The sequence below is a fragment of the Paenibacillus arenosi genome (assembly GCF_014841135.1).
GTDB lineage: Bacteria > Bacillota > Bacilli > Paenibacillales > Paenibacillaceae > Paenibacillus_B > Paenibacillus_B arenosi.
In genome coordinates this window covers 1-24,882 of the sequence record NZ_JACYTN010000023.1, presented here as the reverse complement: position 1 = coordinate 24,882, position 24,882 = coordinate 1, and the positions used below count along the sequence as shown (strand labels likewise).

20 protein-coding genes, 1 rRNA gene and 1 other RNA gene are annotated in these 24,882 nt (G+C 43.9%); 21 read left to right on the top strand and 1 reads right to left on the bottom strand.

The genetic code is table 11. The features are described 5' to 3' along the window. Positions 1-31 precede the first annotated feature (31 nt). From IFO66_RS19465 to IFO66_RS19450, 4 genes are all read left to right on the top strand, one after another. On the top strand, positions 32-1,753 hold the full coding sequence (locus tag IFO66_RS19465; RefSeq protein ID WP_192026760.1) for an ABC transporter ATP-binding protein: 1,722 nt from the start codon (positions 32-34) through the stop codon (positions 1,751-1,753). Then, on the top strand, positions 1,746-2,573 hold the full coding sequence (locus IFO66_RS19460) for an energy-coupling factor transporter transmembrane component T family protein (RefSeq protein ID WP_192026759.1): 828 nt from the start codon (positions 1,746-1,748) through the stop codon (positions 2,571-2,573). Before IFO66_RS19465 ends, IFO66_RS19460 begins: the two co-directional genes overlap by 8 nt. Positions 2,574-2,764: 191 nt before the next feature. After that, positions 2,765-4,561 (top strand): carbon starvation protein CstA, encoded by a 1,797-nt coding sequence (gene cstA, locus IFO66_RS19455; protein ID WP_192026758.1) that lies wholly within the window; start codon positions 2,765-2,767, stop codon positions 4,559-4,561. 260 nt (positions 4,562-4,821) lie between these two features. After that, a complete protein-coding gene (locus IFO66_RS19450) occupies positions 4,822-7,050 on the top strand; it encodes a M1 family metallopeptidase (RefSeq protein ID WP_192026757.1) in 2,229 nt (742 codons plus the stop codon). 83 nt (positions 7,051-7,133) lie between these two features. Here IFO66_RS19450 and IFO66_RS19445 read toward each other — a convergent pair whose 3' ends face one another. After that, the gene (locus tag IFO66_RS19445) at positions 7,134-8,288 is read right to left on the bottom strand and encodes a S8 family peptidase (protein WP_225445912.1); all 1,155 of its coding nucleotides are present in this window, start codon (positions 8,286-8,288) and stop codon (positions 7,134-7,136) included. A 396-nt stretch (positions 8,289-8,684) separates the two neighbouring features. Between IFO66_RS19445 and rpoE the strand changes: the two genes are divergently transcribed. From rpoE to IFO66_RS19360, 17 genes are all read left to right on the top strand, one after another. Continuing rightward, positions 8,685-9,233 carry a DNA-directed RNA polymerase subunit delta gene (gene rpoE, locus IFO66_RS19440; RefSeq protein ID WP_192026755.1) on the top strand — a complete coding sequence of 183 codons (549 nt, stop codon included), beginning with the start codon at positions 8,685-8,687 and terminating at the stop codon, positions 9,231-9,233. Between the two features lie 411 nt (positions 9,234-9,644). After that, positions 9,645-11,246, top strand: coding sequence for a CTP synthase (locus tag IFO66_RS19435; protein WP_192026754.1), 1,602 nt, complete (start codon positions 9,645-9,647; stop codon positions 11,244-11,246). Positions 11,247-11,528: 282 nt separating this feature from the next. Further along, positions 11,529-11,924 carry a response regulator gene (locus tag IFO66_RS19430; protein WP_028594968.1) on the top strand — a complete coding sequence of 132 codons (396 nt, stop codon included), beginning with the start codon at positions 11,529-11,531 and terminating at the stop codon, positions 11,922-11,924. A gap of 234 nt (positions 11,925-12,158) precedes the next feature. Then, positions 12,159-13,013 (top strand): class II fructose-1,6-bisphosphate aldolase, encoded by an 855-nt coding sequence (gene fba / locus IFO66_RS19425; protein ID WP_144995262.1) that lies wholly within the window; start codon positions 12,159-12,161, stop codon positions 13,011-13,013. Positions 13,014-13,326: 313 nt separating this feature from the next. Next, positions 13,327-14,574, top strand: coding sequence for a UDP-N-acetylglucosamine 1-carboxyvinyltransferase (locus IFO66_RS19420; protein ID WP_192026753.1), 1,248 nt, complete (start codon positions 13,327-13,329; stop codon positions 14,572-14,574). A 264-nt stretch (positions 14,575-14,838) separates the two neighbouring features. Then, positions 14,839-16,137, top strand: a complete 1,299-nt coding sequence (gene rho, locus IFO66_RS19415) for a transcription termination factor Rho (protein ID WP_028594971.1) — start codon at positions 14,839-14,841, stop codon at positions 16,135-16,137. A gap of 35 nt (positions 16,138-16,172) precedes the next feature. Beyond that, entirely contained in the window at positions 16,173-17,441 is a 1,269-nt protein-coding gene (locus IFO66_RS19410) for a radical SAM family protein (RefSeq protein ID WP_028594972.1), read from the top strand. A 189-nt stretch (positions 17,442-17,630) separates the two neighbouring features. After that, entirely contained in the window at positions 17,631-17,828 is a 198-nt protein-coding gene (gene rpmE / locus IFO66_RS19405) for a 50S ribosomal protein L31 (RefSeq protein ID WP_028594973.1), read from the top strand. A 144-nt stretch (positions 17,829-17,972) separates the two neighbouring features. After that, entirely contained in the window at positions 17,973-18,959 is a 987-nt protein-coding gene (locus tag IFO66_RS19400; RefSeq protein ID WP_192026752.1) for a helix-turn-helix transcriptional regulator, read from the top strand. Positions 18,960-19,087: 128 nt separating this feature from the next. After that, an RNA gene (gene ffs, locus IFO66_RS19395) (signal recognition particle sRNA large type) lies at positions 19,088-19,354 on the top strand. A gap of 202 nt (positions 19,355-19,556) precedes the next feature. Then, the gene (locus tag IFO66_RS19390) at positions 19,557-20,687 is read left to right on the top strand and encodes an ATP-binding protein (RefSeq protein WP_192026751.1); all 1,131 of its coding nucleotides are present in this window, start codon (positions 19,557-19,559) and stop codon (positions 20,685-20,687) included. Between the two features lie 113 nt (positions 20,688-20,800). Continuing rightward, the gene (dnaX, locus tag IFO66_RS19385; RefSeq protein WP_192026750.1) at positions 20,801-22,549 is read left to right on the top strand and encodes a DNA polymerase III subunit gamma/tau; all 1,749 of its coding nucleotides are present in this window, start codon (positions 20,801-20,803) and stop codon (positions 22,547-22,549) included. Positions 22,550-22,584: 35 nt separating this feature from the next. Then, positions 22,585-22,896 (top strand): YbaB/EbfC family nucleoid-associated protein, encoded by a 312-nt coding sequence (locus tag IFO66_RS19380; RefSeq protein ID WP_028594977.1) that lies wholly within the window; start codon positions 22,585-22,587, stop codon positions 22,894-22,896. Positions 22,897-23,024: 128 nt separating this feature from the next. After that, a complete protein-coding gene (gene recR / locus IFO66_RS19375; RefSeq protein WP_028594978.1) occupies positions 23,025-23,621 on the top strand; it encodes a recombination mediator RecR in 597 nt (198 codons plus the stop codon). 148 nt (positions 23,622-23,769) lie between these two features. After that, positions 23,770-24,108, top strand: coding sequence for a DUF2508 family protein (locus IFO66_RS19370; protein ID WP_420488686.1), 339 nt, complete (start codon positions 23,770-23,772; stop codon positions 24,106-24,108). Continuing rightward, positions 24,108-24,374 carry a pro-sigmaK processing inhibitor BofA family protein gene (locus IFO66_RS19365; protein ID WP_192026749.1) on the top strand — a complete coding sequence of 89 codons (267 nt, stop codon included), beginning with the start codon at positions 24,108-24,110 and terminating at the stop codon, positions 24,372-24,374. The genes IFO66_RS19370 and IFO66_RS19365 overlap by 1 nt, the downstream gene beginning before the upstream one ends. 309 nt (positions 24,375-24,683) lie before the next feature. Then, positions 24,684-24,882 (top strand): 16S ribosomal RNA (locus tag IFO66_RS19360); the annotation flags it as partial.

The window sequence follows — 24,882 nt, the reverse complement described above, 5'->3', positions numbered from 1 at the left end:
TGAATAAAGGCAAATAGGGGCAATGAATAAGATGGCAGAATCCATTCTTTCTTTTAATAAGTTTAGCTTTCAATATAGTAGCTTGGCTGAGCCTACCCTTCATGACATATGCCTCGATATTTACCCAGGGGAAAAAATATTAATAGCTGGCCCGAGCGGTTCCGGCAAATCCACGTTAGCCCATTGTATCAATGGGCTAATTCCATTCGCCCATAAAGGGAAAATATCAGGCGACTACACATTGAAGGGTCGCTGCCCAGCAGAGCAAAGTATTTTTGAGATTAGCCGCAGTGTCGGTACGATCATGCAGGATCAGGACAGTCAGTTCATTGGATTGACGGTAGACGAAGATGTTGCCTTCGCTTTCGAAAATGATTGTGTTGCTCCTGAAGAGATGAAGCCACGAGTAGCCGAAGCGCTTAGTATGGTTGATATGCTGGAGCACATGAATCAAAGTCCGCATGAACTGTCTGGCGGCCAGAAACAGCGTGTTTCTTTGGCAGGAGTCATGTCTATGGACGTTGATATTTTACTATTTGATGAGCCGTTGGCAAATTTGGATCCTGTGAGTGGTAAACATGCAATGAAGCTGATTGAAGACATTCATCGTGACAGCGGCAAGACCGTTATTATCATTGAGCACCGAATTGAAGATGTGCTGGAACAGCCAGTTGACCGAATTGTTGTGATGGCAGAAGGTAGAATTGTTGCGGTTGGTACGCCCGATGAGATTCTTTCATCCAATGTGATGAAGGAAAATGGCCTGCGTGAGCCTCTGTATATTTCTGCGTTGAAGTATGCCGGCTGTGAGCTGACACCAGGTATACAGCCATCCTCTCTGGAGCAATTAAGTAGCAACAAGCAAGTGCGTCAAACACTTGGAGAATGGGTCAAAGTGATCGATAACTCTTCGATGAATAGTGAGAATGGGTCTTTGCTAGAGCTGAAAAATGTTCGTTTTGCCTACGGGGAAGGCAAAGAAGTAATTAAAGGTGTTTCATTGAAGATTGGAGCGGGCGAACGAATAGCGCTGCTTGGTAATAATGGAGCAGGAAAGACGACCTTATCTCAACTGTTAACTGGCATGGTGAAGCCGACATCAGGTGATATTTTGCTGAATGGAGAGTCCATCCGTCAATGGTCGATTCGTCGTAGAGGCGAGCAGATTGGTTACGTGATGCAGAACCCGAATCATATGATTACCCAAACGATGATTAGGGATGAAGTCGGCTTGGCACTGCGTATACAAGGATTGCCTCAAGCAGAAATCACAACTAAAGTAGAAGAAGTGCTGCGTATTTGCGGCTTGTACAGTTATCGTGACTGGCCTGTATCTGCGCTTAGCTACGGACAGAAGAAGCGGGTTACGATCGCTTCTATCTTGGTGACGGAGCCGCAGCTTATTATTGTGGACGAGCCAACTGCCGGACAGGATTTCAAGCATTATACGCAGTTTATGGACTTCTTGTCACGACTAGCGGAGCAAGGCGTATCGTTGCTCTTTATTACCCACGATATGCATCTAGCACTAGAGTATACAGAGCGTGCTGCCGTACTTTGCAATGGGGAGATTATTGCATCAGGCTCCACGGCTAGTGTACTGACCAACACAGAGATTATGAATCGTGCGAATTTAAAGGAGACATCCTTGAGTATGCTTTCTCGTTCGACTGAGGTGGCAACTCCAGAAGCGTTGGTGCGTTACTTTATCCGGTATGAGAAACAGAAGAAGCAGGTGAGTGAGCATGAGTAAAGCGGGCATGTTGTACATCGAGCGGGATACCTTGTTCCATCGATTAGACGGTGCCGTTAAACTGCTTATGCTGCTTGCATGGACAGTGATCGTCTTTTTATTTCAGGACATTCGTGTCTTCATTGTACTTTTCATCTTCGGGATTGGACTCCTTAAGAGTGCGCAGCTGCCTTGGACACGCATTAGGCTGCTCGTATGGGTTATTATCGTATTTAATATATTCAACTCTTTATTTACGATACTTGTGTCACCTGCCTATGGAAGTGAAGTGAACGGGACGACGACAGTACTCATAGACTTAGGTTATGAGGTGCTTACACTAGAGACCGTATTTTATATACTGACACTATCGATGAAATATATGTCGCTAATGCCTATTTCGATATTGTTTGTATATACGACACATCCGACTCGTTTTGCTGGGAGCTTGAACCGCCTAGGTGTGCCATACAAAATTGCCTATGCCTTTAATATTGCATTTCGCTACATTCCTGACCTGAAAAAAGACTTCCTTAGCATTTCAAATGCGATGCAGGCTCGCGGAGTCGGCATGGCTCGCGGGGAAGGGACGATTGTTCAGCGTTTAAAACATTATGCAGCAATAGCAATTCCACTTGTACAATCTTCGCTTTCGCGGATTGATACGGTGGCAAATGCAATGGACTTGCGTGGCTTCGGTAAACATGCGAAACGGACCTGGTATTCCTCGTCTCCATGGGGAAGAGTGGATGTTGCGGTTGTTATCATTTGTGCAGTCGTATTGGCTATTTCTATTACGGCACGAGTGCAGGGCTTCGGGACGTTCTGGTATCCATTTTAATAATAGCAGATTTAAGAGATCGAGCTGTGGTTTGTAGGAACCTGAGCTCGATCTTTTTTTGTTTGTTGCAACTCAACCCTCGATTTTTGCAAGTGGAAGCGAATCTCACGCATTTTATTTTGAAAACGCTTTATTTTCGTTTTCATCTCATAAAATACAAGTATAGAAAGTTGAGAAGGGAGTCGATCTCCATGAACGCGGTAACGATAGTAATCGGTTCTATATGTATTCTTATGATAGCGTATCGTCTATATGGAACATTTATGGCGGCAAAGGTACTCAAATTGGATGATTCTAAGCCTACACCTGCGCATGAATTAAATGACGGTAAAGACTATGTTCCATCTAATAAATGGGTGACTTTTGGCCACCACTTCGCAGCGATCGCTGCAGCAGGTCCACTCGTTGGACCGATATTAGCAGCCCAGTTCGGTTATTTACCAGGTTTGATATGGTTGTTGGTCGGTGCGGTTATCGGAGGCGCCGTGCACGACATGGTCGTGTTGTTCGCTTCGATGCGCAAAGAAGGAAAGTCACTTTCTGAAGTAGCAAAAGAAGAGCTTGGTCCTGTAGCTGGCTTCTGTACAGGCTTGGCAATGTTGTTCATCATTACAATCACAATGGCAGGCTTGTCGATGGTTGTCCTTCACGCATTGGAGAACAATCCATGGGGAACATTCGCAGTTGCGATTACGATTCCGATTGCAATCGGGGTTGGCTTGTTCCATAAGAAAACAGGCAACTTGAAGCTTGCAACGACAGTCGGATTTATTTTGATGATGATCGGTGTATTCGCTGGTCCTTACATTCAAGGAACAATGCTTGGCGACTGGTTAACGCTAGATGCAAGCACATTGGCAATCATTTTGCCAATATACGCATTCTTTGCAGCAGCATTGCCGGTATGGCTATTGCTTGCACCACGTGATTACTTGAGCAGCTTTATGAAAATTGGCGTATTTATCGCCTTGATTATCGGTGTATTTGTTATTAACCCGGCGATTCCTTTCCCGGCTGTTACTGAATTTATTAATGGCGGCGGTCCAATACTAGCGGGTCCGGTATGGCCGTTCATCTCGATTACAATTGCCTGCGGTGCGATTTCTGGTTTCCATGCCTTTGTTGGTTCTGGAACAACGCCGAAAATGGTTAACCGCTGGAGCGATATTAAGAGCGTTGGTTTCGGTGCGATGTTGGTAGAGTGTGTAGTAGCGATTATGGCTCTTATTGCAGCAACTGCATTGCAGCCAGCTGACTACTTTGCAATTAACTCGACACCTGAAGTGTTCAAGACACTTGGTATGGAAGTTGTACACTTGCCTGAATTGGCACAGCAAATTGGGTTGGATCTAGAAGGAAGAACAGGCGGCGCAGTTACGCTAGCGGTAGGGATGACGTATATTTTCACCCAAATTCCTTGGTTTGAAAACTTGGCAGCATTCTTCTTCCAATTCGTAATTATGTTTGAGGCAGTATTCATTCTAACAGCGATCGACGCAGGTACTCGTGTATCTCGTTACTTGATTCAAGATTTCTTCGGTGAAATCTACAAGCCGCTTAAACGTGTTGATTGGGTGCCAGGGGCAATCTTTGCAAGTGCATTAGCTTGCTTCATGTGGGGCTACTTACTCTTCTCCGGCGATATCGGCTCGGTATGGGCATTGTTCGGTGTATCGAACCAGTTGATGGCATCGATTGGTCTTATTATCGGAGCGACGGTTATTTTGAAAATTGCGGACAAGCGCTGGTATGTACTTACTTGTCTCATCCCACTTGCGTACTTGTTCATAACGGTAAACTATGCAGGATTCTGGATGATTCAAAATGTGTACTTGAACGAAGCGGCAAAAGGCTACAGCGTTCTAAATGCAGCATTGTCCATCATTATGCTAGTTCTCGGAATCATTATTATGGTCTCTGCGATTAAGAAATGGACGCAATTATGGAACACACCACGACCCATACTTGAAAAAGTATCTGTGACATAATGTAATCCCAAATTACTATATACCATCAGGTACAGTCATCTTAGATAGACAGGGCATCTCTTCGGAGGTGCCTTGTTTTTTTGTGTCTAAAATTTTAAGGAGTCTATCTACCTGACAATACTGTAAGCTTCATGGCTTATGTTGCAAGGGTAATCTAAGGTACTTTGTAGATTCGACATTTATAATAAAAGCAACACATGTATGAAAGAAATCATTAAATGGCAACCAACAACTTGATCCACACCAGGGGGTTTGAAAATATGAAAAACAAACAGTCAAATCGCTTCATCCGAATGGCTGCTGGCCTATTATCGGTCACACTAGCAGCACAATTTCTTATGATTCCATCATTAGTAGGGGCATCAGCCAGCGATCATGCTGCAAAGAACGTACAAGCTTCGACTCTAGCAGCAGGCCATACAGTGAATGTAGTAGAAGATGGCCGACGGACGAGCCCTATTCAATATACGATTAATCTCCAACTAGATGAGAAACAAATGAAGCTTTCTGGCACTCAGTCTGTCTTGTTTCGTAATGAAACGAAGGATGACTTGTCAGAACTCGTTTTCCATACGTTTGCGGACGCCTATCGTTCAGTTGATACGCAGACATCTATGTTTCAAGCACGGAACAAGGACATTGCCAAAGAGTATCCTGATAAGAAGCCTGAAGATTTTTTAGGTGGTATAGATGTTCAGCGAGTTATGGACAAGTCCAACAGCAGTAAACTTAGCTTCGAAAATAAAAATCAATCGTTAACCGTTAATCTTGGTAAAACACTCAAGCCAGGTGAGGAAGTTGTCGTTGAGCTTGATTATACAATTGATATTCCATTTGGAATGCAGCGTATGGCTCATTATAAGGAATTAATTAGTGCTGTTCATTTCTATCCTATTTTAGCGATGTATGATGAAGGCAAGCAGGAGTGGAATCGCCTGCCGTACAGCAAGACCCTCGAATCTGATTATTTTGAAGCGTCTGACTATAAAGTAAGCCTGAATGTACCGAGCAATTATAAAATAAGCATGCCGGGACAACTGCAAGAGACATCTGCTGGGGATGGTCGTAAAGTTATTACGGCCACTGCGGATAAGACGCGTGAATTCGTATTCTTTGCTAGCCCGGACTACAAAGTGAAGTCAAAGAACGTAAATGGAATTAATATTGAAATGTACTATTTCGGAGATAGCAAAGAAAAAGAGAACGTGGCCGAGCGTTATGTCGAACAAGCAGCTAAGGCGATTGAGTTTTTCGGAAACAAATTCGGAGCCTATCCTTATAAAGATTTTCGTATTATGGAGACTTATGTAGAGGGCGTTGCGATTGAATATACACGGGTAATCCAGATGGGTCAGATTTCTGATCAACAAGCTGTGGAAGCTGATTCGGTATTTATTCATGAAATTGCCCATCAGTGGTTCCATGCGATTATCGGTAACAACTCCGAAACAGAAGGATTTTTAGATGAGGGATTAACTCACTTTGCAACTTCATACTTCTATGAAGAACAAAAGGATGACATGCAAGGCTTTAACGGGATGCGTATGGCATCAGGGCCTTTAGATAAAGCGATCGCCTCCAACAATGAAGAGGCAGGGGGAGAAGCACATCCGCTTTACTATGAAAGAGGTCGGTTAGCCGTTTATGAGCTGTATCGCAAAGTAGGACAAACAACCTTCGATCGTATTATGCAAGAGTACTACAATCGTTATGCACTTCGAAATGCTACGATTACAGACTGGCTGCAAACTATAGGGGATATCGCTGGTGCAGATATTCAAAAGCATATGCGCAAAGCGCTGTATGAACCGAACTTTGATATATCAGATGAGTATAAGTTAACTCCCGAAGAAGAGCAGCGTCTTATGGGGCTCATGATGAAGTCAGCGTATGATCAAATTTTTGCAGGCCACTCCAACTTACCGCAAGAAGTGTTTGCTCGTATGTATCATCGTGCCTATAATGGGGAGCCTGTAACGATCGTGCTTAGCGATGGTGTAACAAAAAGGGCAATGAAACAACAAAACCAGTTGGCAGAACAGATTCAAACCCTGATGCAAATGGGTGGGGCTGAAGCGAAGATTGTAACAGAGCGCTCGTTAGTAAAGAAGCAGCTGGAGAAAGAACTTTCGAAGAGTCATATTATTGCGATCGGCAGTTCTCTTCGCAATCCGGTTATTCAAGCATTGAAGCCAAGCATTCAAAAGGGAGCAAAGGCTATTCAATTGGATTGGAACAAGGCGATGCAGCAGAAAGATACATCCGGAGTTTATATGGTAAAGCATCCTTATCATAAAGACCGCCTACTTATGCACATGTACTGGACGTCAGAGCAGGTTAACGCTAATGCTTGGCCTACTTTGATGCAAACTATGATGAAGACATCTAACTTTAGCAGCGACTTTTATCAATGGTTCCAAATGAATGGACAAGGTAAAGTGACTGCGGAAAAGTTTGAAGTTAACCCAATCTCAAAGTTTTTTGAATAAGTGGCGAACGTTCATGAAGAAGTAAAGCGATATAACGAATACCCGTCTCTGGTCCAACAGGGACGGGTGTTTTGGTTAGGTGCTTATTTACATTCTTGAAGTAGTCTTGCAATATCAATTTCTCCTGCTGCACTCTCCTTGGTACTGCTGGCGCGTCCGCGTAGCGGATAAATGGGGTTGGCTGTACGACGAAGTAAGGCTTTAATTTCGGTTGGCTTTAATTCTGGTTTAAGGGCAAGGAGTAAAGCAATAGCGCCACTTACATGGGAAGTTGCCATTGATGTGCCGCTCATTTCGTGATAATTACCGTGAAGCCATGCCGATACAATTTTATCTCCAGGCGCATATATATCAACATAGCTACCTCTGTTGCTAAATGGTGCAATACGACGACTGTTATCGGTAGCTCCTACAGAAATGGTTTGGCTGTAGCGGGCAGGATAGTCGATCGTTTTTCGCTTGGCATCATTGCCAGAGGAGGCGACTACGGCAATGCCTGCGTTGGTAGCTTGAGTAACAGCGTGCAGCAAGGACTTACTGCGCGTTTTCATGCCAAAGCTCATATTAATAAGGTGAAGCTTGTTGCGCACACACCATTCGATGCCCTGCACGATATCAGACACATAGGCCGATCCATTTTCATCAAATGACTTGACGGGGTGTATGAGTGCGCGTGGCGCTACTCCGATGATACCGTACATTTGATTGGCGGCTGCGATCGTTCCGGCTATATGAGTACCGTGTCCATTATCATCTTGTGGAGGGCGTCCAGGTTGAACAAAGTTGATTCCCGACAAAAGTGAGTGTCGCAAATCAGGGTGGTGGTAATCAGCTCCGGTATCAATAACTCCGATCCGGACCCGATGACCAGTCGTGGTGCTCCATGCAAGTGGGGCTTTAATGTGACGCACACCCCATGGAATACCTCTTTCCCCAGTAGAAGTCGTGCGGAAGGCGGTGTTAATCACCATACGAGTATCCTCTTCGACAGTGAGTGCTTGTTTGAACGGATACCAGCGCTGTTCCAACTTCTTAGGAAAATAACAGCGGAGGCTGGATATAATGGGCCTTTCTTCGATGCTTGCTAAAGCAGAATGGCTGTAACGCAGATCTTTTAGGGCTTTACGACAGCGCTCGTAGAGACTTCGATCGTTGAAGCCGATAAGGTATGGGCGTAAGCCTTGTCCGCCAGAGGAGATCTCTTGAAGTACTAGGTGGAGAAAGACAGACACATCCAATGTGCATTCCCCTCCCGACAGGTCTTGTGAATGTATCGTATGCGATTTGGCGGGAGGTGGACTGGTATAGCTGCCTTTTTTAATGAAGTTAGGCCTTATTCCGTGTCAATTAAAGACTCAGGACATAGTATGGAGTAGAGCTTTATCAGGCTCTGCAGGCCATAGCTGGAGCAGCGAACTGCCCTCCGGCGCGGATACAGTCGAACGCGAAGGGGAGCCTTCGCGTTTCTTTTTTTGACGAATTTAAGCGTAATTGGTCCTAGATTGACATATCGGCTTAATTGTAAGAAGAAAACTTGCATTTTCACTTCAAATCGGTTTTACTAAGGTGTGAACATGGATATGTTTGTAGATAAAGCAGTGTTTTATTGAACTTTTGCGAGAGGATGTGTACGTATGAGCACCCCGTTGGAATTGAAGCTGGATCCCGACAAAGTACAAGAAATGCCGATGGTGGATCTTGCTTTTGAAATATTGAAAGCAGCCAACACGCCTTTCTACTACCGTGACCTTATGAATGAAGTAGCGAAGCTTCGTGGATTGACAGAGGAGCAAATTCTTGATGTCATCGCTCAGTTATATACCGAGATTAATATCGATGGTCGATTCGCTTGTGTAGGAAGCAACATGTGGGGCTTGAAACGCTGGTATCCAGTTGACCGCGCTGATGAGAATATTACAGGTGGTACGAAGCGTCCGCGCATTATCAACGATGATGATGATGATCTAGAGGAAGACGACTACACAGAGGAAGACGATTCCTATAACAACGAAGACTTTGACTTCGCAGATGATGACAGCGAAGATGATGCATTCAGAGACGAAGATTCTGAAGTCGAAGAAGACGAAGAAGAAGTTATGATCGAAGACGAAGATCTGGATGAGGAAGCATCGGAAGATGAGGACTCAGAAGATGAATATGAAGACGAGGAAGAAGAAAAATAATAGGCAATAGCGCCTCGTTTTTCAAAAGCCGTCCAACTATTGGAGTATTGTTGCTTCAAGTAGGTTGGATGGCTTTTTTTATACTTATTTTTTCCCCTTCTCCTTCCCTTGACATTGGACAACCTAACGAGTAAACTAGCATATGGGCTTTGGATTTATCTATTAATTATATATATATTGTGAGTATAAAGTGCCCCGTGACCACGGGAGTCACTTTTTTGTTTTTTATAGGTATTGATTTGTGGAAACGAGCGGAGAAATCATGATAAATTTCATGTTCCTCAGCATCAATTTTTCACCTGCAAATGGGTTACGATAACAACATGCATCAAATGGCATCGAACCTGATTCGCAATCAAAGCCTCCCGAGGACTTGTCATGAATGCACTTGATCATAGGAGGGTTTCACCAGTGACAAAGTATATTTTTGTAACGGGCGGCGTCGTATCATCTTTGGGTAAAGGGATAACGGCTGCATCCCTGGGCAGATTGCTCAAAAATCGCGGATTGAAAGTTACAATCCAAAAGTTTGACCCATACATTAACGTGGACCCAGGAACTATGAGTCCTTACCAACACGGTGAAGTATTCGTGACGGACGATGGTGCAGAGACGGATCTCGATTTGGGTCACTACGAACGTTTTATTGACATTAACTTATCTAAGAACAGCAATGTAACTACAGGTAAAGTGTACTCTTCGGTTATTTCCAAAGAGCGTCGCGGTGAATACTTGGGTGGTACTGTTCAGGTTATTCCTCACATTACGAACGAGATTAAAGAGCGTGTATTCCGCGCAGGTAAAGAATCTGGTTCGGATGTAGTCATTACAGAGATTGGCGGTACGGTTGGTGATATCGAAAGCTTGCCTTATCTAGAGGCGATTCGACAAATCAAGAGTGATGTAGGCCGCGAAAATGTGATGTATATTCACGTAACGCTAATTCCTTACATTAAAGTTGCGGGCGAAGTGAAGACGAAGCCGACGCAGCATAGCGTTAAGGAATTGCGCAGCATTGGTATTCAACCGAATATGCTCGTATTGCGTACAGAAGTACCAATCACAGAAGAAATGAAGAAGAAGATTGCACTATTCTGCGACATTGATGCAAATGCAGTTGTAGAATGTCAAGATGCTTCTACTTTGTATGAAGTGCCATTGATGCTTCGTGATCAAGGTATGGATGACATCGTTGTGAATCACTTGAAACTTCAAACACGAGAACCGGATATGGGTGACTGGTTGCAGCTTGTTGATCGTGTTAAGTCGCTCGAAGAGCAGGTTGAGATTGCAATCGTGGGTAAATACGTTGCGTTGCATGATGCATACTTGTCCGTTGTAGAAGCATTGTCTCATGCTGGCTTTGAAGCGAACTCGGATGTTAAAGTTCGTTGGGTTGATGCAGAATTAATTACAGACGAGAATGCAGCTGAGCAACTTGGCGGCGTTCACGGTATTCTTGTACCAGGCGGATTTGGTGATCGTGGTGTAGAAGGTAAAGTATCTACGATTCGCTATGCACGTGAGAATAAGATTCCATTCTTCGGTATTTGCTTGGGTATGCAAGTGGCAGTAATCGAGTACGCTCGTTCTGTTGTTGGTCTTCAAGGTGCAAACAGCTCTGAGATTAATCCAGCTACAGAGTACCCTGTTATTGATATTTTGCCAGAACAGAAGGATATTGAAGATCTTGGCGGTACGATGCGCCTTGGCTTGTATCCTTGCAAATTGCAACCAGGTACACTTGCGATGGATTGCTACCAAGATGAGCTTGTTTACGAGCGTCATCGTCATCGCTACGAATTCAACAATGAATATCGTGAGCAAATGGAACGTGCAGGTTTTGTATTCTCAGGTACATCTCCTGATGGACGTCTTGTTGAGATCGTGGAACTTCCAGACCATCCGTGGTTCTTGGCAGTTCAATTCCATCCGGAATTTATCTCTCGTCCTAACCGTCCGCAGCCACTATTCCGTGAATTCGTCAAAGCTGCAATTAAGAACCGCGGTTAATTATTGGTGTAAATATATAGGAAGCGAGTGTGTGCCTAGTTGTTGTGAAGGGCATGCGCTCGCTTTTTTTATTACATAGGTTTTAGTAATAATGCTGTTGTTCCACATTGTTTTTGGAAACTTTAAGCGATTTCTTTTTCAAAGAAGGAATTTTAAGGGAAGACGCGAATATGTACTTTTACGACGTTTTTGCCCATCATGACGATGAGATGATAGGGCAAGCGAGGGATAGTCATTTGGCTACCATTGCTCGTTCGTGAAACACAATGGGAGGGGTACCAGTTGGATAAGAAGAAAGTATTGATCGTAGATGACCAGAACGGTATACGTGTTCTTCTCATGGAAGTGTTCAGCAGCGAAGGGTATATAACTTATCAGGCATCCAATGGCAAGTTGGCCTTAGAAATTGTGCGCAACGAGACACCTGACATTGTGCTGCTTGATATGAAGATCCCCGGCATGGATGGCCTTGAAATATTGAAGCAAATTAAAGAAATGAAGCCAGACTTAAATGTCATTATGATGACTGCTTACGGTGAGCTGGACATGATTAAGGAAGCGACTGATCTTGGAGCACTGATGCATTTTACGAAGCCGTTTGATATTGATGAAATGCGTGTTGCTGTCAACATGACACTAGAGCGTTCTTCAGGTTCGTCGGTATCTATATCTTCGTAAGCGCTATAGATGGCATACTTAGATACAGTTTTGGTGAGATAATTAGGCTTAATATCCATGTATATATAACAACGGACATTTTAACCATATAATCCTTGGCAAAGTCATTTGTGAACTTCGTTTGTTGTCAAGAGTTTGTATATTTTTTGATGTGCAATTGTGGTATAATAACGACTGTAAAGATGTCGGCTAGCCATAACAGAAACAGACGACAATCCATAGGAGGAAGTAACCATGCCATTAGTATCGATGAACGAATTCCTGCCTAAAGCTAAAGCAAACAAATTTGCTGTAGGTCAGTTTAACATCAACAACCTTGAGTTTGTACAAGCTATCACAGAAGCTGGTATGCTTGAGAACTCCCCACTTATCTTCGGTGTTTCCGAAGGTGCATTGAAGTACATGGGTATCGAGTACACTGTAGCAATGGCTGAAGCAGCTGCTAAGAAATCCGGCTTGCCAATCGCATTGCACCTTGACCATGGTAGCACATTTGAAGTAGCTATGAAGTGTATCCGTGCAGGATTCTCTTCCGTTATGTTCGATGGTTCCCACCATGCATACGAAGACAACATTCGTTTGACTAAAGAAGTTGTTAAAGCTGCACACGCTATGGGCGTATCCGTTGAAGGTGAATTGGGTACAATCGGCGGTACAGAGGACGACTTGACAGTTGATGAAGCACATGCACAATTGGCTGATCCAGAAGAAGCAATCCGCTTCTATGAAGAGACAGGCGTTGATGCTTTGGCAATCGCTGTAGGTACTGCTCATGGTATGTACAAAGGCGAGCCTAAGCTTCACTTTGATATTATGGAAGCTGTTACGAGCAAGATTCCAGTTCCAATCGTTCTTCACGGTGGTTCTGGTGTTCCTGACGACGCAATCACGAAAGCTGTTGCATGCGGCGTAGGTAAGATCAACGTGAACACGGAGAACCAAGTATCCTTCACGAAGACGATTCGTGAATCTCTTGCGAAGCAAGAAACAGTTTACGATCCTCGTAAATACTTGACTCCAGCGCGTGAATCTATCGTTGAAGTCGTTCGTGAAAAAATCCGTTTGTTCGGAAGCAGCAACCAAGCATAACAAGCGATGATCGCATTCGCACGTTAACGGATATGGGAATGACACTGGGACTGTCCGGTGTTCTTCCCATTTTCTACTTATTCAACATTTTTCATTAAGCTAGTTATTGTAGTACAATTGTAGAGATATAGGTAGAGATACCGAATTCATAGGGAAGACTGTAGGACGGGACAATTACAATCAGTTACATGTGCGTAATGGGTTCCGTTGTGTTGTATCGTAGAAGTGTGTTGCTGTGATCGCGATATGAGTTATTATTTCGAGCAATCTGGGTAAGCAGGTATGCAAGGCGTAGGAGGAGCATTTTACAACTATGGAAAAGATAATGATTCAGGGCGGTCGTCCGCTGCATGGTACTGTACAGATTAGTGGGGCTAAGAATAGTGCAGTTGCGCTTGTTCCTGCTGCTATTTTGGCAGAGACAACCGTAGTGTTGGAGAACCTGCCAGTAATTAGCGATGTAGAAACGTACAGTGAAATCCTCGTTGAATTGGGTGGGGATGTAAGCTGGGACGGGAATACGATGCACATTGATCCTTCTCGTATGATTTCTATACCTATGCACAATGGTCTTGTAAAGAAGCTGAGAGCTTCTTATTACTTGATGGGTGCTTTATTGGGGCGATTCGGAGAAGCGACGATTGGCATGCCTGGTGGTTGCAGCTTTGAACCGCGACCTATTGATCAACATATTAAAGGGTTTGAGGCACTAGGGGCTACGGTCACTAATGACCATGGTTCCATTCATATTTATGCAAAAGAACTTCGTGGGGCTAAAGTTTACTTGGATGTAGCAAGTGTAGGCGCTACGATTAACATTATGCTGGCGGCAACAAGAGCTAAAGGTATTACTACGATTGAAAATGCGGCTAAAGAGCCTGAAATTATAGATGTAGCAACCTTGCTGAACGCAATGGGTGCGAAAATTAAAGGTGCTGGTACTGGTACGATTCGTATCGAAGGTGTAGACGGCTTGCATGGCTGTCGTCATTCGATTATTCCAGATCGTATCCAAGCGGGTACTTATATGATTGCTGCAGCGGCAACACGAGGTAATCTTCTCGTTGATAATATAATTCCTAAGCATATGGAGGCTTTAACTGCAAAGTTGGAAGAAATGGGTGTGGAGATTCTTGAGTCAGGCGAATCACTTCGTGTTATTGGCAAGGCTGATTATGAGCCTATTGATGTCAAAGCACTAATATACCCAGGCTTTGCTACTGATCTACAGTCGCCTATGGCAAGTCTACTTACACAGGCATCAGGTGTAAGTATGCTTACGGATTATGTGTACAGTAACCGCTTTAAATATGTTCCTGAGCTAATGCGTATGGGGGCCAAGATTCGTGTAGAAGGACGTTCTGCTATTATTGAACGTTCAAAGTTACATGCTGCTACAGTCAAGGCCGCTGATTTGCGAGCTGGAGCTGCTTTGGTTATCGGGGGATTACTTGTAGAAGATGGTGTTACCGAAGTGCTAGGCGTCGAGTTTATTGACCGCGGGTATGATAACCTCGTTTCTAACTTGACGATGCTGGGCGCAGAAATATGGAGGGAATAAGAATAAATGTTCACATTGCGGGTAATCATATATAAATAGTCTACGCTATCCATTCTATCGCCTGTCATTCTTACTTTGAATGATTCCACTCTACTAGGCGTTAGGTACCCGTTATTTCCTTCATTAATTCAGACTGCCACAGGCTTTATACTTGGGATGAATGTATTCGGCACTCTATATCAACAACAGAGCGGCTAGTGGAGTTCATTCTCATTTTCACTTAGACATCAATGTTATTTCTTGAATAGAATAGGAGTTGTATTCATGGATTTGCAAATTTCCGATTTGGAAACGAAGAAATTGACGGAGCTGTATAAGCTGGCCAAGCAATTACAGATTCCTAGTTACGGTCAACTTAAGAAGAAAGAACTTATTTTTGCAATTTTACGCGCACAGGCAGAACAAGGCGGCTTCATGTTCATGGAAGGTGTCTTGGATATTCTCCCTGAAGGATTTGGATTCTTGCGTCCTATTAACTACTTACCAAGCCCAGAGGATATTTATATTTCCCAATCGCAGATTCGTCGCTTTGACCTTCGTACTGGTGACCTTGTATCTGGGAAATGTCGCCCACCGAAAGAAAATGAAAGATACTTTGGATTACTGCAGATTAATGCGGTTAATGGCGAGAATCCGGATGAAGCCTCACAACGTCTGCACTTCCCTGCCTTGACTCCTCTATATCCGGAGAAGAAGCTCGTATTGCAAACAACCCCTGAGAAGATTTCAACCCGTACTATGGATATGCTTGCTCCAGTCGGTCTAGGTCAGCGTGGTCTTATTGTAGCCCCTCCTAAGGCGGGTAAAACATTACTACTGAAGGAGATTGCGAATAGTATATCGACGAATCATCCTGATATCGAATTGTTCGTATTGCTCATCGATGAGCGCCCGGAAGAAGTAACGGATATGCAGCGCTCTGTTAAAGGTGAAGTTGTTGCATCGACGTTTGATGAGGTGCCTGAGAATCACATTAAAGTAGCTGAGCTAGTGCTAGAGCGTGCTTTGCGACTTGTTGAACATAAGAAAGATGTTGTTATTTTGCTTGATAGCATTACTAGATTAGCGCGTGCCTACAACCTAGTAGTTCCTCCATCCGGTAGAACACTAAGTGGTGGTATCGACCCGGCGGCTTTCCATCGTCCTAAACGTTTCTTTGGTTCGGCTAGAAATATTGAAGAGGGCGGAAGCTTGACGATTTTGGCAACTGCTTTGGTTGAAACAGGTTCCCGTATGGACGATATCATTTATGAAGAATTTAAAGGTACGGGTAACATGGAACTTCACTTGGATCGTAAATTGGCTGAGCGTCGTATTTTCCCAGCTATCGATATTCGTCGTTCTGGAACGCGTCGTGAAGAGATGTTATTGACGAAGGATGAATTGGACAAACTATGGTCGGTTCGTAAAAACATGAATGAATCCCCAGAGTTTGTTGATCAATTTATCCGTCGTATGCGTGATACAAAGACGAACGAAGAGTTTTTAGCGACATTAGATTCTAAGGAAACGAATCCAACGCCAACACCAACTCGCCGTACACGCAGTTCCTCTGTCAGCTGACGGATGTACCGAAATATAGGGAGGACTTGCTGACAATGTATGTAGTATATGCTGACCAAGATGGGAATATGTACGATCATGATCATTTGATTGGACTAGCCCGTAGTGGGGAAATGATTGTAGAAATATTTGAAGATGAGCTAATCCCTCTGCCGGAAGGGGCTACGCTTGTAGGTTTACCAAGCACTCGTCCAGTTGGGCTTGACCCAGATACAGGTGAAATGGTTGTTATACCCGGAGATGTACAGGCAGTAGGGGCTCTGCTACCACAAGGCTATACTCGCTTGCACATACCAAGTTATGTGAAGACAGACAAGGAACAGAAGTTGCCGTTGTTTGGATACACAGCTGTAGTATGGAAAGATGGCGGATTTTATGTAGCGGCTAATGCTACGGATGATCCTCATAAGTGGGACCCGTTAAATTGTGATACAAGACAACTTCGTGTGAAGGTATCTGAACTTTTGGAGCGCTATCCAGAAAATCGCCTTTATCAACATTTATCCCATTGTGCACTGCAATATGAGTGCTTGACTGCTTCCAACACCTTCTTGCAGCGTTGGGAAGGAGCGGTACCGGTATCTTATTCCTGTAATGCTGGCTGTTATGGATGTATTTCGGAACAACCGGATGATAGTGGCTTCCCTGCCCCGCAGACGCGCATGAATTTCAGACCAATGGTAGATGAAGTTGTACAGATTATGATGGAGCATCTGAAGACGCCGGAATCGATCATTAGCTTTGGTCAGGGTTGTGAGGGTGAACCTTCTACTCAGGCTAAAATTATTATCGAAGCGATTAAGGAAGTTCGAAGCCAAACGGATATGGGCTACATCAATATTAATACCAATGCGGGCTTGACTGATCATATTCGTGGTATTGTTGATGCGGGGCTTGATTTGATGCGAGTCAGTACAATTAGTGCTTTGGATGATCATTACAATGCTTACTACCGACCACGTGCTTATAACTTGGCTAATGTTGAGAAGTCGCTTCGTTACGCATCAGAACAGGGTGTTTATACGTCGATTAATTATCTTGTATTCCCTGGGGTTACAGATCGCGAAGAAGAAGTGGAAGCGATGGTTGAGTTCGCTCGCCGCACGAAGCTTCGCCTCATTCAAATGCGTAACTTGAATATCGATCCTGAAAGCTACTTGGAACTCATTCCTAAGGCGCAAGGAGATATTCTTGGGATGAAGACGATGATTGAGATTTTCAAGGAAGAGCTTCCAGATGTCGTCATTGGTTCTTACTCGCACGTTCCGCCTGAATTATTGCAGCGAGCGAAGGCAAAGTATTGATGGGATTGAACTCCCTTCATTTTTTTGCGTGTGAGTTTCCGATAACATAGCGTAAGTAAGAGTGGGAAACGTAAGTTTCTTATTATAAAATGCAAGTTGCGCACCATATATCCGTGTGCTATAATCCATCTATGTGTCATTTATAACTCTGGGAACGCAAAGGGCTCAGGGCGGAAAGAGGTGAATTCGATGAAAGAAGCAATTCAACCGAAATACTACGTAACGACTGTATCTTGCGCTTGCGGCAACACATTCGAAACAGGTTCCGTTAAGGAAAACCTTAAAGTAGAGGTTTGCTCCAACTGCCATCCATTCTTCACTGGTAAGCAGAAGTTCTTGGATGCTGGTGGTCGCGTAGACCGTTTCAAAAAGAAATACGGCATGTAATTTATATGAACAAACTCCCTCGTGTTTACACGCAGGGAGTTTATTTTTTTGTCCATTTTTAATAAGCACAAAATGTCAAAACAATCTCTTTTTTATCTTGTATGATGATGCTGTGGATGTAACGAAAGAAGGTGCATTTCTTTTATGTGGATGGAGCATAAAGAGTGGGTCCAAGAAGCGATTCGCTATATGGAGTTTCATCTCAAAGAAGATGTGGAGTTCGAAGATGTTGTCCAGCATACTGCCGTCTCGAGATTTCACTTTCATCGTATTTTCAAGGAGCATGTAGGCATTAGTGCATCGGCCTATCTTAGAGAGCGCAGATTGACCTTGGCGGCAATGGAGTTGCTCTCGACCAATAAACGTATTTTGGACATTTCCTTGGAGTACCGTTTTGCTGGCCAAGATTCGTTCTCTCGGGCGTTCAAGCGTCAGTACCAGATGACTCCGCAGCAGTATCGTAGTGGATTTAGGGTGTTTCAACGCACACAGAAGGAGGTTGGTTCTTATATGTCTACAAATGAGTATGAGGCAGGAATGGGACAAAACTACAATGATTATGTAGAACAACAGGAGATGCAGAAAGTGCAGAGCAAGCTTCCGGTAGGCTGGATGTTTACGGGGGTGTTTCCTAATCAATATCAAGCGGAGTTAGATCGACTAGTTGTTCACCGCGGTACGGTGTCAGCAACTGTTAAAGGGCTGGTTAATGCTAACTCGCAAGGCTTTGGGACCTTGATGCAAATGTTCAAGGCTAAAAAATATCAGGGCAAACGCTTGCGACTAACTGGATTTTTAAAGACAAAAGAAGCGCAAATGGCTGGTTTGTGGATGCGTGTGGACAGTAAGAATGAGGAACCGTTGGCCTTTGACAATATGATGAATCGACCAGTTATGGGGACGAAGGATTGGGCGCAGCACGATGTTGTGCTTGATATTGACCCTTTAGCCGAAGCGATTGCGTTCGGCGTTATATTGAGTGGGGAGGGGCAGGTTTGGGTTGATGGTATCCGAATAGAAGAAGTGGATCATTCTGTTCCCGTTACTGATTCATTTGTAAATGAGGATCACACTTTGCCCGAAGATCCTCTTAATTTGGATTTTGAAATGATTCGTGGTGAAGAGGCGTAATGTGGGAAAAATCATTGAGATGTCACTTGGATTTTTGTTAGATGGAATGGTTACTTAGTAGGTTGGTTAGGCTGTTAATGTTTAACTTGAGTTGCAACTTGTCTGTAAATAGTCTATACTAGGTGTTGCCGTGCTAGACGGGGAGGTAGCGGTGCCCTGTAACTCGCAATCCGCTGTAGCGAGGTTGAATTCCTGTTAGAGGTTTTGTCGATGTGAGGCTGGAGCCTATGTGTGGTGTTGACGGTTTGGTCCTTCGCAATATGCGCTTATGAACCTGGTCAGGTCCGGAAGGAAGCAGCCATAAGTAAGTTAGCATATGTGCCGGAGGGAAGCCTAACCTGAGCTGTCGCATAGGAGTGCCGCTTGGATCGCAATTATCAATACCAGGTGCACGGTTCTATATTATAATTTAGACTAGCGCGTTGACACCGATATTGCTCGGTGTTTTTTTATATGTAAATATATGATAGGCACTGGTTGTGAATGAAGAATACATAAGAATGATGATGTTATGAATGCTTGTTGAGAGGTGCTTCGACAGCGTAAACATGCATCATTGAACATACACTTCAATGAATATATATATGGGGTGAGCGAGTGCATAACGGACCTACAACACCATTGGAAGAGGCTGTCTCAAAGCTGGCGGAAGGGCGAAGATCTCCTGGTGAACGAGATGCTGTACCATTGTTGCAGCGTTTTGCTGATACGTTTTTACGTGATGTGAATTTAGGCGTACTGCTCATAGATCTTCAATTTAGGCTGGTTGACATAAGTGATACGGCTTGCAAATTGTTAGGATGGAGCCGGGAGCAGGTGGTGAATCACCGTATCAACGAGTTGTTTGGTGCAATGCCAAAAGAGCATCATCCGATCCAGCGTTCGCTTTTAGGCGGAGTAGTTGTTACTAATTATGCTTTCTCGTGGCAAAATGGTACATATCGGCATGAATTGTTACTGGATTCTAATGTTGTTCGTTGTGAAGAGGGGCGTATTTTAGGGGCATATGTACTATTTAAAGATGTTACGAGTCTTAAATCATTGGAAGAGCAGGTTCAGCGAAATGATCGATTGGCTATGGTTGGACAAATTGCCGCTGGCACAGCTCATGAGATCCGTAATCCTCTAACTTCTATTAAAGGTTTTCTTCAAATGTTCAAAAGGACGCTAACAGAACGTGGTATGAACAAAGAGGTTGAATTTGCTGATATCATGCTTACTGAATTAAATCGCATTAATGAGCTAGTGGGTGAGTTCTTGCTTTTGAGCAAGCCTAAAGATTTGAACATTGAGCAGCTTCGTATCGAACAGGTAATGGAAGAGATTGTTCCCATTATTCGAAATGAAGCGGTTATGCATAACGTAGACGTACGTGTTGTACATACAGTTCCGCTGCCGCCTGTAGTAGCTGATCGGGAGATGTTGAAGCAAGTATTCCTTAACATAGCCAAGAACGGAATTGAGGCTATGGTTGACGGTGGACATTTGTCTATTTATTTGAAAATAGACGAATCATGCAAGTGTGTTCTGGTGGATATACACGATTCTGGGCCTGGAATTCCAGGATTCCTCGTAGATAAAATATTCGATCCTTTCTTTACGACAAAACCTAATGGAACCGGATTAGGGTTGTCTGTGTGTCAGAGAATTATTTCTGATATGGGAGGCGGCATTCGTGTTGCATCCAAAGGATACGGTACAACCTTTACAATAGCCATACCTTACTAATACCCAATAACAGGTGTTAGAGGGTGTGGCTGTTTTTTTTGTAATTGTGATATAGTATAATATAACAAGCTTCGTATGAAGTGATGTTAGTATAAACGTTTCGAGGTTACAGTATGGGTCATATCGCATTGTATCGCGCATGGCGGCCACAGTCATTTGGTGACATGGTTGGCCAGCAGCACATAATTCAAACGCTACAGAATTCGTTGCGGGAGCAGCGCTTTTCGCATGCTTATCTGTTCAGCGGCCCGCGTGGAACGGGGAAGACGAGTGCAGCCAAAATATTAGCCAAGGCGGTTAACTGTGAACGTGGTCCGAGCACTGAGCCTTGTAATGAATGTGAAGCGTGCCGACGTATAACGGCTGGAGCAGTGATGGACGTCGTAGAGATTGATGCTGCATCTAATCGTGGTGTTGAAGAAATTCGAGATCTCCGCGAGAAAGTTAAATACGCTCCCACCGAAGTTCGTCATAAAGTGTACATTATCGATGAAGTACACATGCTGACAACCGAGGCATTCAATGCGCTGTTGAAGACATTGGAAGAGCCTCCTACGCATGTGATGTTTATTTTGGCAACTACGGAGCCGCATCGGCTTCCTGCCACAATTATATCGAGATGTCAGCGCTTTGATTTCCGGCGAGTATCCCTTGAGGAACAAGTAGATCGGCTGGCACAAGTCTGTTCAGAAGAAAAGATTGAAGCAGATCGAGATGGCTTAGAATATATTGCGAAATTGTCCGATGGCGGCATGCGTGATGCAATAAGCCTATTAGATCAAGCGGCTTCCTTTACAGATGGGCGTGTCACTTATCAACAAGTGCTTGATATTACAGGGGGCATGCCTGAAGAGCAGTTCGCCAAGTTAGCTCTAGCAGTTCGTGAACAAGATGTGGCGACTGTGCTGACTGTAATTGAACAGATGATGCAAGAAGGTAAAAGTGCGGACAAATGTATGGAAAGTTTGTTATACTTCTTCCGTGACCTGCTGATGGTCAAGCTAGTGCCGAATGGGGGAGTGATGACAGAGCGTTTGACACAAGTCAATACGTTCCGTGATATTGCTGAATCTTACGGCGCTTCGGACTTATTCGCAGTCATTGATACGTTAAATCGTTATCAAACAGAAATGAAGTATGCAACACAGCCCCAGACTTTGTTTGAAGTTGCACTCTTGCATATAGCGACGCAACGCTCGGGAACAGTATCGGCTTCTTCATCGGTAGCGCCAGCAGCTGGAAATATTCCTGCTGAGGCTTCTGGCGTCGTCCAGCAACTTCAGCGCCAAGTGGCTGCACTTGAAAGTAAGTTGAATGATGCTTTGAAGCAAGGTGTTCATGCGGATGGATCGTCAGCTGCAGGTTCTTCACGTGAGCGTACAACCGCTGCTGTTCGTCAGAATGTTCGGACTTCTGTACATGCTAAAAAGCCGCCGCAGTTCGAACAATATGTAGCAAATTGCAACAGTCCGCAATTCCAACAAGTTCGTGGGCAATGGGGTCAAGTGCTCCAACGAGTTAAAGAAGTGGGTGTAACGATCCACGCATGGCTTGTTAATGGTGAGCCGGTATCTATGCTTGAAGATGGCCTTTTGGTTGCATTCAAGAACACCATTCATCGGGACACGACTGAGAAGCCTTCCAATCGTGAAGTTATCGAGCGTGTTCTGCAGGAAGTATTGGGCAAACCTTATCGTTTGGATACAATGATGCTCAAGGACTGGGAAGTAACGGATAAATCTTCTGATGCCCCAACTGAAGTGTTTCAGTTAGAACAAGAAGGGGCGGAGGATACAAAGGGAAAGTGGATTGACGAGGCTATCCAGATGTTTGGAGAAGAACTCGTTATCATAAAGGAATAATATCCTAATTGGACAATAAAGGAGAGTATACGGCGATGAACAATATGAATCAAATGATGAAGCAAGTTAAGAAGATGCAAGAGCAAATGTTGAAGGCACAAGAGGGATTGGCTGATAAAGTCTCTAATGGTACTTCCGGTGGCGGCGCTGTATCCGTTGAAGTAAATGGTCACAAAAAAGTTCTTTCCATTAATATCAAGCCAGAAGTAGTAGATGCAGATGATATTGAGATGCTTCAAGACTTAATCATCACAGCTGTAAATGATGCTTTGACTAAAGCAGAAGATATGGCTAATGATGATATGGCTAAATTCACAGGTGGTATGAAAATTCCAGGATTGTTCTAATCCTGATTTCGTGGATGTAGTTTGATTAAATGAATGATCGACTATAGTGGTGTCAAGCTCCAACTTGGATGCAGGGCACCACTATTTTGTATCATGGACTCATGGACAAGTAAAAGAGGAGCGGGATTATGTATTATCCAGAACCGATAGCGAAGCTAATTGAGGCATTCTCGCGCCTCCCTGGAGTAGGGCCTAAGACAGCTGCTCGTCTTGCGTTCCATGTGCTTCGCATGCAGGAAGATGACGTGATTGATTTCGCCAAAGCGTTGGTCAACGTCAAACGAAATCTAACCTACTGTTCAGTCTGCTGCAATATTACGGATACAGATCCTTGCCGAATTTGTCAGGACAAATCAAGGGATGCTTCTGTTATATGTGTTGTGCAGGAAACGAAAGATCTAGTGGCGATGGAGAGAATGAAGGAATTCCAAGGGCATTATCATGTGCTGCAAGGTGCGATTTCTCCTATGGAGGGGATTGGACCGGAAGATATCAAATTAGCGGAGTTATTAAAACGCCTTAGTGATGAGCGAGTGAAGGAGCTTATTTTGGCGACAAATCCGAATATCGAAGGTGAAGCGACAGCGATGTATATATCGCGTCTTGTTCGTCCTTTCGGTATTAAAGTGACCCGCATTGCTCATGGATTGCCTGTAGGTGGAGATTTGGAGTACGCAGATGAAGTCACGTTGTCGAAAGCTTTAGAAGGGCGTCGTGAATTGTAATTATCTACAGTGGTCATGTTGGCTATATATTATGAACAAATATAAACCGGTACGTAGATTCTGTTATGAATCCATGTATCGGTTTTCGTTCTATATAGAAGTTTTCACCCATAAGTTAAAAGTAGACGAGCTTATGGAGGTGTTTAGCGTGTTCAAGATGATGATTTGGTGGGATAACATAAATAATCAGGTAAGGAAAGTATTCAAAAGTCATGCTGACTCAAAAATGAAAGCAAATCATTCAAAAGAGGCTGAACTTGAAAGTGAGCTTGAACATCAGCAATTAATCGAAGAGCTCGATGATGCTTTCGTGGAGTGGAGGCAAGCTCAAGTACGATTTGATCATGCCCTTGGCATGGATGAAACAGATTATGCAATCTTTACGATGGAAGCGTCAGAAAAGCGATTAGCTATGCTGTTGAAACGAGCAAAGCAAACTAATCTTCGTACGAATGCCTATCGTCAATTGATTAAGAGGTGTTCGTAATGAAGCTAATTGTAATCGTCGTAATGGCAGTTTCCTTATTGCTGTTGTTAGGGCTGTTCTTGCGAAATAAAGAGATGCGCAAGGGGATGTCCTGGTTTATGCTTCATGCTGTCAGTGCGTTTATTATGTTGTACTTAGTTAATTCGTCAGGATTGGGCATGGGTGTAGAGCTGGCTGTGAATCCATTAATCCTTATAACAGTAGGGTTGTTAGGGGTGCCTGGATTAGCGGGAATTATATTCCTTAAAATGGTAGTGTTTATATAGTTGACGAGGGGGCTTGTGTATGATAAATTAATAAACGTCGCTTCGGACGAAACAAAAAAACAAAGACAAACGATGTCGAAAGACAACGAAAAAGTTTTTGAAAAAAGATGTTGACACTGAAACGACAACATGATATATTATAAGAGTCGCCGCTGAGAAACACGGCGAACGAGAGCGAAAGAAAACGAGTCGTAAGATAAGTGATCTGAGCCGAATTGTTCTTTGAAAACTGAACAACGAGTGAAACGTTTGATATAAGAAATTCAGCAATGAATTTCGTCAGCATTACAAATGAGCAAGTCAAACACTTTTATGGAGAGTTTGATCCTGGCTCAGGACGAACGCTGGCGGCGTGCCTAATACATGCAAGTCGAGCGGACTCTTACACTTTCTTCGGAAAGTGTCTGGGTTAGCGGCGGACGGGTGAGTAACACGTAGGCAACCTGCCTGTAAGACTGGGATAACTACCGGAAACGGTAGCTAATACCGGATAGGCTTTTTCCTCACC